This window comes from Clostridium beijerinckii (assembly GCA_003129525.1).
In the GTDB taxonomy this organism is placed as follows: Bacteria; Bacillota; Clostridia; order Clostridiales; family Clostridiaceae; genus Clostridium; species Clostridium beijerinckii_D.
Window position 1 is genome coordinate 979,416 of the sequence record CP029329.1, and the last position, 15,585, is coordinate 995,000.

Below are 15,585 nucleotides of genomic sequence, written 5' to 3' on the forward strand. Positions count from 1 at the left end.
TAAAATACATTATTAAACTATAAATGAGCATTTTTTTAGTTATTTATATTTAGTTATTTCATGATTTTACACATAATCAAAATTAAGGCTACATTATTGTAACCTTAACTTTTACTACTTTAATTTACCATTTAATTTTATTTTTTTACTTTGGGAATTTTAACTGTTACCTCTATAAAATCAACTTCATCTTTATAAGTATATTCCGCTGGTATATCAAACTTTTGTAACACTTGTTTAATTGTATTTACATATAATTTTGCTGGTAAAACACTTTTTATATTTCTTTTTCCCTTATTCTTTAATTGTTCCCCTGCTAATTTAAGTAATTCTCCATTAATAAGCTCTTCTGTTTTTTTTACATTTAACCCATACTTTATTACTTTTTGAACAATTACTAATTGCAATTCTTTGTTTGGAACAGTAAGCAATGCTCTTGAATGTCTTTCTGTTAATTTGTTTTTCAAACATATTTCTCTAACTTCTGGGGGTAATTTTAATAATCTTAATTTATTAGCAATTGTAGATTGCTTTTTTCCCATTTTTTTTGCCAGTTCATCTTGTGTGAAATTATGATCGGTAATCAAATTATAATATGCTTCTGCTTCCTCAAAATAATTTAAATCTTCTCTTTGCAGATTTTCTAATAAAGCTATTTGTGCTGACTCAGAATCTGTTATGTCGATAACATTACAAGGAACTGTTTCTAGGTTAGCTAATTTGGCAGCTCTAAGTCTTCTTTCTCCAGCTACTAGTTCAAAGATTTCTCCTCTCTTCCTTACTGTAAGTGGTTGAATTATTCCATATTGCTTAATTGATTGTGATAATTCTTCAATTGCTTCTTCATTAAAATATTTACGTGGTTGATAAATATTTGGAATCACTTCGTCTGTATTGATTTTAACTATTTCATTATTCATGTTCCCAACCCATCCCTTATTAAAATACTGTGACATATTCACTTGATACTACTTACATTTATTCTACTATGACTATATTTTTCCTCTTTATTTTATTATAAATTAATTTATATAATTATCTTCACATTATTTTACATATTATTTCAGTGGATTTTTAGTTATTGATCCTGCTTTTCTTGGATATGTCTTAGAACATATTCCTATTTTCTTTACTACAACTAAATTATGTCTTAGTTCCGTGTCCTCAATATTGACCTCACAAATATCTATCAATTGTCCACCAAGAATTTTAATTGCGCCTTCGCTATCTTTGATTTCTTGGTCAACTGACGGTCCTTTTAACGCAATGAAATTTCCACCAATTTTTACGTATGGTAAACATAATTCAGATAATACACTCATATTGGCAACTGCTCTAGATGTTGCTATATCGAACTTTTCTCGTAATTTACGGTCTCTTGCTCCGTCCTCTGCTCTTGAATGAATTGTTGTTACATTAGATAGTCCTAGCTTATTTATAACAGTATTTAAAAAATTAATTCGCTTATTTAAAGAATCTAATAGTGTAACTTTTATATCATCTTTCATAATAGCAATTGGTAATCCTGGGAATCCTGCACCTGTGCCAACATCTATTAACGTATTAGCACTTTTTAATTCATCTCTTTTAAATGCTTTTATACAATCTATAAAATGCTTCTTAATTACTTCTTCATCCTCTATTATAGCTGTTAAATTTATATTTTCATTCCACTCTTGAAGAAGTTTCATATAAATTATAAATTTTTCATATTGTTCTTTTGATAGCTGTAAACCAACATCTTCTGCTGATTTAGACATTAAATCATAAAAATCCATAAATCCTCCATTACTAATTAAGATTGTTTATTATAATGATGTTCAAGATAAATAAGTAGAACTGAAATATCAGCTGGTGATACACCAGAAATACGTGATGCTTGCCCTATACTAATTGGTTTGATATTATTTAGCTTTTGCTCAGCTTCTGTCCTCAACCCTTTAATATGGCTATAATCAATATCGTTAGGCAATAACTTCTTTTCAAACTTTTTAAACTGAGACACTTGTTCAAGTTGACTCTGAATATATCCCTCATATTTTGTAAGTATATTAATTTGTTCTCCAACATCATCAGGTAATTGTGGTCTTTCAGTATCTAATTCTGCTAAATCAAAATAATTTAATTCTGGCCTTTGCATCAATTCATAAAAACTAGTAGGTTTTCTTAATCCTGCTGAATTTAATGAAAGTAAAAATTCATTTACTTCTTTTTTATTTGTTACTTTTAATTTTTTTAATCTCTCTAATTCATTTTCAACGTTTTGTTTCCTTGTTAAAAATCTAGTGTATCTTTCTTCTGTGACTAATCCAATCCCATGCCCCATATCAGTTAATCTAAAATCAGCATTGTCTTGCCTTAATAGCAATCTATACTCTGCTCTAGATGTCATCATTCTATATGGTTCATTAGTTCCCTTAGTCACTAAATCATCTATTAAAACTCCTATATAAGCATCAGAACGAGTCAATATTAATGGCTCTTGGTCTTTAACTTTTAATGCAGCATTTATCCCCGCAACTAATCCTTGTGCTCCTGCCTCTTCATATCCCGAACTTCCATTAAGTTGACCTGCTCCATATAACCCCTCAATGTTTTTAAATTCTAGCGTAGGCTTTAACTGTATAGGATCAATTGAATCATATTCAATTGCATATGCAGTTCTCATCATTTCAACATTTTCAAGTCCAGGTAATGTTTTAAGCATATTAATTTGAACTTCTTCAGGTAATGATGAAGAAAATCCTCCTACATACATCTCTAATGTATCAATTCCTTCTGGCTCAATAAATACTTGATGCTGAGGCTTATCTGGAAATCTCATTATCTTATCTTCAACAGACGGACAATATCTAGGTCCTATTCCTTTTATACTTCCATTATAAATTGGTGATCTATCTATATTTTCCCGAATTATTTTACTCGTTTCTTCGTTTGTATAAGTTAAATAACAAGATACTTGTTCCTTTTTTAAATTCTCATTCATAAATGAAAAAGGCACTATCTTATCATCACCCTTTTGTTCTATCATTTTTGAAAAATCTACAGATTTTCTATTTATCCTAGCTGGAGTTCCTGTTTTAAATCTTCTTAATGTAACTCCTAAATTTAATAATGATTGAGACAAATCATTTGCTGGAAATAATCCATTAGGACCTCCACTATATGATACTTCTCCAATAATAATCTTTCCCTTTAAATATGTACCTGTTGCTAGTATTACTGCTTTACATTTAAAAATGGCACCATTTTTAGTAACTACACCTGTTACTTTTCCATCTTCGACATTAAGCTCTGTAACTTCAATTTGTCTTATTTTAAGGTTTTCTTGTTCTTCTAAAATTCTCTTCATTCTAAACTGATAATCCTTCTTATCAGCTTGAGCTCTTAATGAATGAACCGCTGGTCCCTTTGAAGTATTTAACATTCTTGATTGAATAAATGTATTATCAATGTTAATTCCCATCTCTCCACCAAGTGCATCAATTTCCCTAACTAAATGTCCCTTTGCAGTACCACCTATATTAGGATTGCAAGGCATTAGTGCTATTGAATCTAAATTTATAGTACATACTAAAGTATTAAGTCCTAATCTTGATGAAGCTAGTGCAGCCTCACAACCTGCATGACCAGCTCCAACAACTATTACATCAAATTGCCCACCATCATAATTTACTGCCATTGCTTTTACCTACTTTCCTACACAAAATTCACTGAAAATCTTATTTAATAAATCTTCCTCTAATTCATCACCTGTTATTTCACCTAGTGCTTTCATAGCTGCTGTTATATAAATTGATATTAAATCGAGATATTCATTAGCATTAACTCTACTTAAAGCTGTATCGCAATTTTCCAATGCTCTATATAATGCCTGTTTATGCCTTGTATTTGAAATAATTAGACTTTCTGAATTTATTTCTCCATTAAAAAATAAATTCTTAATCTCTCTTTTTAAGTCGTCTATCCCTTTTCCCGTTTTTGCAGATATATCTATCTTATTATTTAGGTTACATACTATTTCTTGTGATACTTTTATATCTAAATCTATCTTGTTTAATAATACTATGTATTTCCTATTCCTTATTTTGTCAATTATAGCTTTATCATCATCATCTATCTCTCTAGATGTATCAAGCATTAATATTATTAAGTCTGCCTCTTCAATCTTTTCTTTTGACTTCTCTACACCTATTTTTTCAACTATATCCTCTGTATCTCTTATTCCTGCAGTATCAGTTATTCTAATAGGTATTCCGTCAAGATTTATATATTCTTCAATCACGTCTCTAGTTGTTCCAGGAACATCTGTTACTATTGCCCTTTTTTCTCTTAATAATGCATTGAGTAACGATGATTTACCAACATTGGGTTTCCCAACAATAACTATATTAATACCATCTCTTATAATTTTTCCTTCATCCGCATTTGATAATAAGTATTTTATCTTTAAAATCGTCTTATCAATACCTTCTTTAATTTGAAGAACTAAATTATCATCAATAATATCTTCATCATCTTCTGTAAAATCAACTGCATATTCAATTAAAGCTAATACATTTAATAAATATTTTCTTAATTCTGCTATCTCTCTTGAAAGTGCTCCATTACTTTGCAACATAGCTGATTTCATTGATAATTCGGTCTTCGCCGTAATTATATCCATAACTGCTTCTGCTTGACTTAAATCTATTCTACCATTTAAAAATGCCCTCTTTGTAAATTCTCCTGGCTCAGCAAGCCTTGCTCCAGCCCTTATAATTTGATTTAATACACTATTAGTTGATACAACTCCACCATGACAATTAACTTCAACTACATTCTCTCCAGTATAACTGCTAGGTGCCTTCATATAACTTATAATAACTTCATCAACTATTTCCTTATTTTCTACATCTACAATATTTCCATACTTCATAGTATATGTTTGCATGTTTTTGACATCATAATTATTTTTAGCTATAAATATTTTACTAGCAATACTTAAAACATTTTCTCCTGAAATCCTAATTATAGCTACACCACCTTCTCCGATAGGTGTTGCTACTGCACATATAGTATCAAATTCTTTCATTTATTGTCCTCCTTTATAAAGAAGAATTTTTTTAGTTAATATAAATTTTAAACTAATATCAATTTTACATAACAAAATTTAATTAGTCAAAATTATATTAAACAAATTTTCTTTTTAAATTTATAAAATTTTAGTTATAAATTTAAAAAGAAAGCCCTAAGGCTTTCTTCTACAACTCTTTTTTTAATTCAACAACTACTTTTCTGAATGGTTCATCGCCTTCACTATACGTATTAACAAAAGCATTTTCTTGAAGTGCAGAATGAATAATTCTTCTCTCGTACGGATTCATTGGTTCTAACTTAAATACCTTCCGTGTCTTCTTAACCTTATTAGCTGTCTTAATAGCAACACCCTTAAGAGTTTCCTCCCTTTTGTTCCTATAATTTTCAGTATCTAGTATAACTTTTTTATGAGGAAGTTCATGTACCTTATTAACTACTAATGAAACTAAATATTGTATAGAATCCAATGTTTCTCCTCTGTAACCAATTATAACACCCATCTTTTCTCCTGATAAATTGATTCTAAGAATATCATTTTCTTCTTTAAAATCTATCTTAGCCTCTATATCCATACAATTAAGTATATTTGCTATAAAAATTTTTGCTTCCTCAATATAATTATATTTATTAGAAACCCTAATTCTCGCTGGCTTAACTCCTATAACATTAAATAAACCCTTTGAACCATGCGTTAAGATCTCAACATTTACCATGTTCTCATCTGTACCTAATTCAATTAAAGCTTTATTTAAGGCTTCTTCAACAGTTTTTCCTTCTACTTCTATTGATTTCATCTGTTAATTCACCACCTCTAATATCAAAGCAAACTTAAATTACTTTTTTATTTATTCTTTTTTTTCTTTTTACTAGCTAAGTTTTTAGGTTCTTCAACCACCATTGCAAATTTTTCTGATTCCATTATAACTTCTTTACTTTTTCTAGAATTAATTTCTTTCATTGCAGGTTTATAATTCAAGAAGTAAGTTTGTATACCTTGAATTACATTACCAACTATCCAATATAAAACCAATATTGATTTAAAGTTTAATGACATAAATCCCATCATTCCTGCCATCATTAAATTCATAGTTCCCATATTCATTCCACCAGGTTGTGATGGAGTAGCTTTAGACATTAAATATGATGGTACATAAGTTGACAATGCAGCTAGAATTGGTAATATGAATAACTTGTCTGGAGCTGCTAAATCTTTAATCCATAAAAATGAAGATCCATCTATCCCCTCTATACCCATAAACACCCAATAAAGAGCCATTAATATTGGTAATGGTAGTAATGATGGGAGACATCCCCCTACCATACTAACATTCTTCTCCTTATATAACTTCATAGTTTCTGCATTTAACTGTTGTGGATCATCTTTATATTTTTCCTGAAGCTTTTTAACTTCTGGTTGAATTTTTTGCATTCCTTGAGTTGATTTTGCAGCCTTGATATTAAATGGTAATATCAATAATCTTATAACCAATGTAAATGCAACTATAGCTAAGACATAGGCTAATCCTTTATCTGATATTCCCATGCTATCATGCATAAAAATATAAAAGTAATTAAATATATTAGCCATAAAATCAATTATACTTTGAAACATTAAAATACATACCTCCTATACCTTACCTTACTGGATCATACCCACCCTTACAAAAAGGATTACATCTTAATATTCTGTAAATTGCCATTATACTACCTTTAAATGCTCCATATTTATTTATAGCATCTAGAGCATATTGTGAACAGGTTGGCGTAAATCTACAGCATGAAGGTCTTCCAGGTGAAATACTTTTTCTATAAAACTTAATTAGACTTATTAGTAGTCTCTTCATTATTATATAAGCCTGCCTTTTTAATTAAATTCTTCATAGACTTTTCTACTTCAAAGTAGCTTTTATCTTTGATAGGATTTCTTGCTATAAAAACAAAATCATATCCTTTTATGATAGAATCATAATTTAATCTAAAGCTTTCACTTATTAATCTTTTACATCTACTTCTAACCACACTATTTCCAACTTTTTTACTTACAGAAACGCCAATTTTATTATAACTATTAAATTTCTTATCTTTATTTCTTTTATTCTTTAATATATACATAACTAGAAAATCATTTGCAAATGATTTCCCTCTTCTATATACAATTGAAAATTCAAAATTTTTCTTTAATCTATAAATCATAGATAATTTTATACTCCTTTTTTCCCTGCATTGCAGAAAAAAGGCCACTTAATGCGGCCCTTAAGCTGTTAGTTTTTTTCTTCCTTTTTGTCTTCTGCTTTTAAGAATGTTTCTTCCTGCTGAAGTGCTCATTCTCTTTCTGAATCCATGTTCCTTTTTTCTATGTCTCTTTTTAGGTTGATAAGTCATGAACATTACACATGCACCCCCTTAAAGTGATTATTTATAGTAAAAACTATACTTTATGATTTTAAATTTTACTTTACCTATTATATATATATAATAATTTTCTGTCAAGGTGGTAATAATTGTTGATAAATATATTTATATATATATTTTTGTGGATAACTTATTGAATATCAATATTTACTTATGTTATCATAGGTATTATGTTGTGAATAACTTTTTCATATTAATAGTTATCCACATGTGTTGATAACTATGTGGATAACTTGTTTATTTTCTGCTATCACTACATATAACTTACCACATATATACTGTATTAGGTATATGTTTATAACTTTTTAGGTAAGTTGTTATTAATTTTATATCAAATTTATATATACACATAGTTATTAACATGTTGATATATTTATATACATACATGGCTATAATATACAAATGTTAATATGTCTGTTGATAAACCGTACATAATATCATAAAAAATTTTTTTTCTATTAAAATATTGGAGGAATAAGAATGGATGCCGATCTTAAAAATTTGTGGGATAAAACCCTGGATCTTATAAAAAGTGAGCTAAGTGAAGTTAGCTTTAATACTTGGATTAAAAGCTGCGAACCGATCTCTATCTCTTCTGATACTATCAAGATAAGTGTTCCAAATTCCTTTACTCAAGATATTTTAGATAAGCGCTATAAAGATTTAGTTATCAACTCTATAAAAGCAGTCTGTTCAAAACTATATAAAATTGAATTCATTATAATGTCAGATGGTTATGATAAAGATAATACTCCTGAGATAGCAAAGTCAATTATAGTTAATGATGAAATGTCTTCAACATTAAATCCAAAATATACATTTAAATCTTTTGTAATAGGTAACAGTAACAGATTTGCGCATGCTGCATCACTAGCTGTTGCAGAATCACCTGCCAAGGCCTATAATCCTCTATTTATATATGGTGGTGTTGGACTTGGAAAAACTCACTTAATGCATGCTATAGGACACTATGTCTTAGCTAGCAACCCAAATGCCAAAGTAGTCTATGTTTCCTCTGAAAAATTCACTAACGAATTAATTAATGCCATTAAAGATGATAAAAATGAAGAATTTAGAAATAAATATAGAAATGTAGATATCTTACTTATAGATGATATACAATTTATAGCCGGCAAAGAACGTACTCAAGAGGAATTCTTCCATACATTTAATGAATTACATGATGCAAATAAACAAATTATATTATCATCAGATAGACCACCAAAAGAAATTCCAACATTGGAAGATAGGTTACGCTCTAGATTTGAATGGGGATTAATCGCAGATATTCAAGTTCCTGATTTTGAAACTAGGATGGCCATTTTAAAAAAGAAAGCCGATGTTGAAAATTTAAATGTAGCTAATGATGTTATGGGCTATATTGCTACTAAAATTAAATCTAACATAAGAGAACTTGAGGGAGCCTTAATAAGAATAATTGCTTATTCTTCACTAACTAATCGAGAAGTTACTGTGGATTTAGCTACAGAAGCATTAAAAGATATCATATCTAAAAAACAAGGAAAACATGTTACTATCGATATTATACAAGATGTAGTTTCTAGTTACTTTAATTTACGTATCGAAGATTTAAAGTCTCAACGAAGAACTAGAAATGTTGTTTATCCAAGGCAAATTGCAATGTACTTAAGTAGAAAATTAACTGATATGTCCTTACCTAAGATTGGGGAAGAATTTGGTGGAAGGGATCATACTACTGTTATACATGCTTATGAAAAAATATCTGATAATTTAAAAATGGATGATTCATTGCAACAGACTGTTGCTGATCTTACTAAAAAATTAACTCAAAACTAATCCACAGCTGTATATATTAAGTATGTAATAACCTGTGGATAATATTTTTATAATCATAGTACGTCTAACAATGTGGATAACCCATCTAATTTGTTACTTACTTATCAACAATATTTTCTCATAAAATTTTGTTGGTATTACTTAGTTTAGGATAGTTATTAACAAATCCACAGCCCCTACTACTACTATTACTATAAAAGTATTTATCTATCTATAATTATTGTCTTTACATTCCTGTTAATAAATAAGGAGGATTTTAAATGATTTTTACATGTGAAAAACAAAAAATATTAGAGGGTATATCAATAGTTCAAAAAGCTATTACAGGTAAATCAACTATGCCTATACTTGAAGGAATATATATAAATACAAATAAATCTGCATTAACACTTATAGGTTCAGATATGGATGTTAGTATTCAAACATCTGTTGATGCTAATATTATAGAAGAAGGTAGTATAGTTATTGATGCAAAAATATTTGGAGAAATAATAAGAAAATTACCTAATGCAACTATAAAAATAGAGACTATTGAAAATCAATTAATAAAAATAACTTGTGCAAAATCTGTATTTGATGTAGTTTATATGAATACAAATGAATTCCCAGAGTTACCACAGGTTAATGAAAACTTAAAGATTTCAGTAAATCAAAATATATTAAAAAATATGATCAAAGGAACATCTTTTGCAATTGCTCAAGATGAAACTAGACCAATTCTTCAAGGTATTTTATTTGAAGTCAAAAATAAAAATTTAAATTTAGTAGCCCTTGATGGATACCGATTAGCTATTAGAAATGAATTTTTAGATACTGATCTTGAGATGGAAGTTGTAATACCAGGTAAAACTTTAAATGAAGTATCTAAGATATTAGAAGATGTTGATGATATTGTAGATATAACATTTACTAATAATCATATATTATTTAATTTAGAAAAAACAAAAATAATATCGAGGTTACTAGAAGGTAAATTTATAAACTATAATTCATTATTACCACAAGAACATAAATTATTGGTTAATATTAATAGACAAGAACTACAAAATGCCATAGAAAGAGCATCTTTAATGGCTAAGGATGGTAATACTAATTTAATAAAATTAGATTTACAACAGGATAATTTAATAATAACATCTAATTCTCAATTGGGAAAAGTAAGGGAAGAAATTTCAATTAAATTGCAAGGTGAAGGTATACAAATTGCATTTAATTCAAAATATTTATTAGATGTACTTAAAAATGTGGAGGATGATGAAGTTGTTATGAAAATGACTTCAGGAATAAGTCCATGTGTAATTGAAGAAAAAAATAATGAAAATGCTAAATATTTAGTTTTACCAGTAAGATTAATGAGATAGGAGGATAAATATTAATTGAATATTAAATTAATATTTATACAATAAAATGAATAAAATAAAAATCAATACTGAAATTATAAAATTAGATGCCTTCCTAAAGTGGGCTGCTATTGTTAGTTCAGGTTCAGAAGCTAAATTTTACATACAAGATGGATTAGTAAAAGTTAATAATGAGATTTGTATTCAACGCGGAAAAAAATTAAAAGTTGGAGATATTGTAAGTTTCCAAGATTCAGATTTTGAAATAGTATAACATGGTTATTAAATAATAAAGCAAACTGTTGTTTAATAACTATGATATAATTATTATGGGTGTATTTTTTATGTATATTAAAAATATAGGTTTGGTTAATTATAGAAATTATGAAAACTTAAGAATAGAATTGAGCAAGAATGTGAATGTATTTATAGGAGATAATGCTCAAGGTAAAACTAATATTCTTGAGTCAATTTATTATTGTGCTTTTGCGAAGTCTCATAGGACTTCAAAAGATAAAGAATTAATAAATTGGAAAATGGATAATGCTTATATAAGCTTATTTATTATAAAAAAGAGATTAGATAAAAAAATAGATATAAATATTTTAAGAGATGGAAAAAAAGCTATTAAAGTAAATAATATCAAAGTAAATAAAATAGGTGAATTATTTGGAATATTTAATGTCGTTATGTTTTCACCAGAAGATTTGAAAGTTATAAAAGAAGCTCCCAACTTAAGAAGAAAACTGTTAGATATGGAGTTATCTCAAATAAATTCAAAATATTACTTTAATTTAGTTCAATATAATAAGATTTTAAATGAAAGAAACATTTTATTAAAAAGTAAAAACTTTAATTCAGATGTTTTAGAAGTATATGATATACAATTAATTGAATATGCTGATTATATTATCTCAAAGAGGTTAGAATATATAGATAAGATTAATTTTTATGGAAATAAAATCCATAACGAAATAACATCTGGTAAAGAAAAAATTGACTTTAGATATAATTGCACTGTTAATTTAGATGATTTTAAAAGTAATTATTTAAAAAAATTGCAAGATAATATTGTTAGAGATAGAGAAAGAGGATTAACTTCAGTAGGACCACATAGAGATGATTTTAATGTTTTTATAAATGCGATAGACACAAAAACATTTGGTTCTCAAGGGCAACAGAGAACAGCAATTTTAACTATGAAGTTTTCATCTCTAAAAATTATTAAAGAGATTACTGGAGAATATCCTGTTTTATTGTTAGATGATGTTCTTTCAGAGCTTGATATAAATAGAAAAAAGTATATATTAAGTACAATCAAAGATATACAGACAGTAATTACATGTACTGGAATTGATGATTTAAGAGATTATTTAGATGATAAAGCCAAGATATTTAATGTATCAGATGGACAAATTTTAAATTGAAGGAGGAATATTTAGTGTTTTTGCATTTGGGTGAAAATGTTGTAGTGCCTATTAAAGACATTATTGGAATATTCGATTTACAAAATACAATGTATAGTTCTGATACAATACAATTTTTAAGATTAGCAGAAGAAGATGGATTTGTGCAAAGAATTACAGAAGAACAACCAAAATCTTTTATAATAGCAGAAGTTAAGAATAAAAGTAAGATATATCTTTCACCAATATCATCAACAACATTGACAAAAAGAACTGATATGAATTATGGTTCTTAATTTTTATAAAGTTAACAATTTTAATATTTATTAAGTTTAGGAGGATTCTGATTTGGAACAAAATAATAGAGAATATGATGAAAATCAGATACAAGTTCTTGAGGGATTAGAAGCAGTAAGAAAAAGACCAGGTATGTACATTGGAAGTACAAGTTCAAGAGGTCTTCATCATTTAGTTTATGAAATAGTTGATAACAGTATTGACGAAGCATTAGCTGGTTATTGTGATAAGATAGAAATTTATATTAACGAAGATAACTCAATTACATCATGTGATAATGGTAGAGGTATTCCAGTAGGCTTAAATGCTAAAATGGGAAAATCAAGTGTTGAAGTTATAATGACAATACTACATGCTGGAGGTAAATTCGGTGGTGGAGGATATAAAGTTTCAGGTGGATTGCATGGGGTTGGTGCATCTGTAGTCAATGCTCTTTCAGAAGAATGTACTGTTACAGTAAAAAGGGAAGGCCACATTTGGCAACAAGATTATAGAAGAGGCAAGGTAGTTGAGGATCTTAAAATAATAGGTGATAGTGATGAAACTGGTACAAAGGTATATTTTAAACCAGATTCAGAGATATTTGAAGATGTAGTATTTGATTTTGAAGTTTTAGCTCAAAGGTTAAGAGAGTTAGCATTTTTAAATAAAGGTATTTATATAAAGTTAGTAGATAAAAGAACAGAAAAAGAGGAAGTATTTCACTATGAAGGTGGAATTAAATCATTTGTTACTTACTTAAATAGAAATAAAATATCTCTTCATGAAGAGCCAATGTATATAGAAGGTATGAAAGATAACATATCTGTTGAAATAGCATTACAGTATAATGATGGATATACTGAAAATATTTTTTCATTTGCCAATAATATAGATACAGTTGAGGGTGGAACACACTTAGTTGGATTTAAAACAGCATTAACTAGAGTATTCAATGATTATGCTAAAAGATTTGGATATATAAAAGATAATGATAAAAACTTTACGGGTGAGGATGTAAGAGAAGGTCTTACATCTGTAATATCTATTAAGATTGAAGAACCACAGTTCGAAGGTCAAACTAAAACAAAACTAGGCAATAGTGAAGTTAGAGGAATTGTTGATTCTTTTGTAGGAGAAAATATAGGTATATTCTTAGAAGAAAACCCTAATATAGGTAAGATAATAATAGACAAGGCTTTAATGGCAGCTAGAGCTAGAGATGCAGCTAAAAAAGCAAGAGAATTGACAAGAAAATCAGTATTAGAGAGATCTGCATTGCCTGGGAAATTAGCAGATTGTTCTTCAAAGGATCCTAAAGAATGTGAAATTTATATAGTCGAAGGAGATTCAGCAGGCGGATCTGCAAAACAAGGAAGAAATAGAAAGTTCCAAGCTATTTTGCCGTTAAGAGGTAAAATACTAAATGTTGAAAAACAAAGATTAGATAGAATATTAAATTCAGATTCAATAAGAAATATGATTACTGCATTTGGCGGAGGAATAGGAAAAGATTTTGATGTTGAAAAACTTAGATACAATAGAATTATACTTATGACAGATGCCGATGTTGATGGTGCTCACATAAGAACATTATTGTTAACATTCTTTTATAGATACATGAAAGAATTAATAGAAGACGGGCATGTATATATTGCACAACCTCCATTATATAAGATTAACAAAGGTAAGAAGGAAATATATACTTATTCGGATGCTGAGCTAGAAAAGGTATTACAAGAGATTGGTGGAAAAGATAATTCTACTGATATACAAAGATACAAAGGTCTTGGTGAAATGAATGCAAATCAATTATGGGAGACAACAATGGATCCAGACAATAGAATATTATTAAAAGTAAATATTGACGATGCAATGCTTGCTGATGAAATATTTACAATTTTAATGGGTGAAAAAGTTGAACCAAGAAGAGAATTTATAGAACAAAATGCTAAAAATGTTGTCAATTTAGATATTTAAAGCTAAATTATGAGGTGAAGTACATGGATTTTAATGAAGGAAAACTTATAGATGTAGATATTAAGAATGAAATGAAAAAGTGCTATATAGACTATGCAATGAGTGTTATAGTTGGTCGTGCCTTGCCAGATGTAAGAGATGGTTTAAAACCAGTACATAGAAGAATACTCTTTTCTATGCAAGAATTAGGGTTGTATCCGGAAAAAGGATATAGAAAATGTGCGAGAATAGTAGGAGACGTTTTAGGTAAGTATCATCCACATGGAGATACTTCTGTTTATGATGCATTAGTAAGAATGGCTCAAGATTTCTCAATGAGATATATGTTAGTTGATGGTCATGGAAACTTTGGCTCTGTGGATGGTGATGGAGCGGCTGCAATGAGATATACAGAGTCAAAAATGAATAAAATTGCTGTTGAAATGTTAAGAGATATTAATAAGAATACAGTTGATTTTATGCCTAACTTTGATGGAGAAGAACAAGAACCAGTAGTATTACCAGCTAGATATCCAAATCTCTTAGTTAATGGTTCATCAGGAATTGCTGTTGGAATGGCAACTAACATTCCACCACATAACTTAGGTGAAATAATAGATGGTACTGTAATGCTTATTGATAATCCTGATGCTACAGTATTAGATATTATGACTAAAATTAAAGGTCCTGATTTTCCAACTGGAGCGACTATAATGGGTAAGGCTGGAATAAGGGCAGCATATGAAACAGGAAGAGGAAAAGTAGTTGTAAGAGCAAAGGCTGAAATCGAAGAGGAAAATGGAAGAAATAAAATAATTGTTACTGAGATACCATATCAAGTAAATAAAGCAAAACTTATAGAAAATATCGCTGACTTAGTAAAAGATAAAAGAATCACTGGAATATCAGATTTGAGAGATGAATCAGATAGAGACGGTATGAGAATTGTAATTGAACTAAAAAGGGATGCTAATCCTAATATAGTATTAAATTTATTATATAAACATACAAAGCTTCAGGATACATTTGGAGTTATTATGTTAGCATTAGTTAATAATCAACCAAAGGTTTTGAATTTGAAGCAAATATTAGAATACTATATAGAGTTTCAAAGAGATGTAATAACAAGAAGAACTGTATTTGATTTAAATAAAGTTGAAGCTAGGGCACATATATTAGAAGGTCTAAAAATAGCATTAGACAACATAGACGAAGTAATAAGTATAATAAGAAATTCTAAGACTAGCGAAATAGCAAGAAATACTTTAATCGAAAGATTTAATTTTTCTGAAAAG

Annotated in this window: 16 protein-coding genes (1 of these 16 cut by a window edge); 7 read left to right on the plus strand and 9 right to left on the minus strand. The window is 28.4% G+C overall.

The features are described 5' to 3' along the window. Positions 1-137: 137 nt before the first annotated feature. The 9 genes from DIC82_04070 to DIC82_04110 all read right to left on the minus strand — a co-directional run bounded on the left by DIC82_04070 (position 138) and on the right by DIC82_04110 (position 7,467). Entirely contained in the window at positions 138-920 is a 783-nt protein-coding gene (locus DIC82_04070) for a nucleoid occlusion protein (protein ID AWK50277.1), read from the minus strand. Positions 921-1,058: 138 nt separating this feature from the next. Then, a complete protein-coding gene (locus DIC82_04075) occupies positions 1,059-1,778 on the minus strand; it encodes a 16S rRNA (guanine(527)-N(7))-methyltransferase RsmG (GenBank protein ID AWK50278.1) in 720 nt (239 codons plus the stop codon). Between the two features lie 17 nt (positions 1,779-1,795). After that, positions 1,796-3,682 (minus strand): tRNA uridine-5-carboxymethylaminomethyl(34) synthesis enzyme MnmG, encoded by a 1,887-nt coding sequence (locus tag DIC82_04080; GenBank protein AWK50279.1) that lies wholly within the window; start codon positions 3,680-3,682, stop codon positions 1,796-1,798. Positions 3,683-3,691: 9 nt separating this feature from the next. Further along, on the minus strand, positions 3,692-5,074 hold the full coding sequence (locus tag DIC82_04085) for a tRNA uridine-5-carboxymethylaminomethyl(34) synthesis GTPase MnmE (protein ID AWK50280.1): 1,383 nt from the start codon (positions 5,072-5,074) through the stop codon (positions 3,692-3,694). Between the two features lie 169 nt (positions 5,075-5,243). Beyond that, positions 5,244-5,873 (minus strand): protein jag, encoded by a 630-nt coding sequence (locus DIC82_04090; protein ID AWK50281.1) that lies wholly within the window; start codon positions 5,871-5,873, stop codon positions 5,244-5,246. A 47-nt stretch (positions 5,874-5,920) separates the two neighbouring features. Further along, positions 5,921-6,691, minus strand: coding sequence for a membrane protein insertase YidC (locus DIC82_04095; protein ID AWK50282.1), 771 nt, complete (start codon positions 6,689-6,691; stop codon positions 5,921-5,923). 22 nt (positions 6,692-6,713) lie between these two features. Continuing rightward, on the minus strand, positions 6,714-6,923 hold the full coding sequence (locus tag DIC82_04100) for a membrane protein insertion efficiency factor YidD (protein ID AWK50283.1): 210 nt from the start codon (positions 6,921-6,923) through the stop codon (positions 6,714-6,716). Beyond that, entirely contained in the window at positions 6,895-7,272 is a 378-nt protein-coding gene (locus DIC82_04105) for a ribonuclease P protein component (protein AWK50284.1), read from the minus strand. Before DIC82_04105 ends, DIC82_04100 begins: the two co-directional genes overlap by 29 nt. 60 nt (positions 7,273-7,332) lie before the next feature. Continuing rightward, positions 7,333-7,467 carry a 50S ribosomal protein L34 gene (locus DIC82_04110; GenBank protein AWK50285.1) on the minus strand — a complete coding sequence of 45 codons (135 nt, stop codon included), beginning with the start codon at positions 7,465-7,467 and terminating at the stop codon, positions 7,333-7,335. Between the two features lie 504 nt (positions 7,468-7,971). Here DIC82_04110 and DIC82_04115 point away from each other — a divergent pair. The 7 genes from DIC82_04115 to DIC82_04145 all read left to right on the plus strand — a co-directional run. Further along, complete coding sequence (locus DIC82_04115; protein ID AWK50286.1) at positions 7,972-9,309, plus strand: chromosomal replication initiator protein DnaA; 1,338 nt, start codon at positions 7,972-7,974, stop codon at positions 9,307-9,309. Between the two features lie 260 nt (positions 9,310-9,569). Beyond that, on the plus strand, positions 9,570-10,670 hold the full coding sequence (locus DIC82_04120) for a DNA polymerase III subunit beta (GenBank protein AWK50287.1): 1,101 nt from the start codon (positions 9,570-9,572) through the stop codon (positions 10,668-10,670). Positions 10,671-10,716: 46 nt separating this feature from the next. Then, positions 10,717-10,923, plus strand: a complete 207-nt coding sequence (gene yaaA / locus DIC82_04125) for a S4 domain-containing protein YaaA (protein AWK50288.1) — start codon at positions 10,717-10,719, stop codon at positions 10,921-10,923. A gap of 70 nt (positions 10,924-10,993) precedes the next feature. Continuing rightward, the gene (locus tag DIC82_04130; GenBank protein AWK50289.1) at positions 10,994-12,076 is read left to right on the plus strand and encodes a DNA replication/repair protein RecF; all 1,083 of its coding nucleotides are present in this window, start codon (positions 10,994-10,996) and stop codon (positions 12,074-12,076) included. Between the two features lie 14 nt (positions 12,077-12,090). Then, positions 12,091-12,351, plus strand: coding sequence for a DUF370 domain-containing protein (locus DIC82_04135; protein ID AWK50290.1), 261 nt, complete (start codon positions 12,091-12,093; stop codon positions 12,349-12,351). Positions 12,352-12,403: 52 nt separating this feature from the next. Next, positions 12,404-14,311, plus strand: a complete 1,908-nt coding sequence (gene gyrB, locus DIC82_04140) for a DNA topoisomerase (ATP-hydrolyzing) subunit B (protein ID AWK50291.1) — start codon at positions 12,404-12,406, stop codon at positions 14,309-14,311. 23 nt (positions 14,312-14,334) lie between these two features. Then, positions 14,335-15,585, plus strand: partial view of a DNA gyrase subunit A gene (locus DIC82_04145; GenBank protein AWK50292.1) — the 5' portion only. 1,248 nt of this gene lie beyond the right edge of the window; 1,251 of the gene's 2,499 nt are visible here — the first part of the coding sequence; the start codon lies at positions 14,335-14,337; its stop codon lies off the right edge, out of view.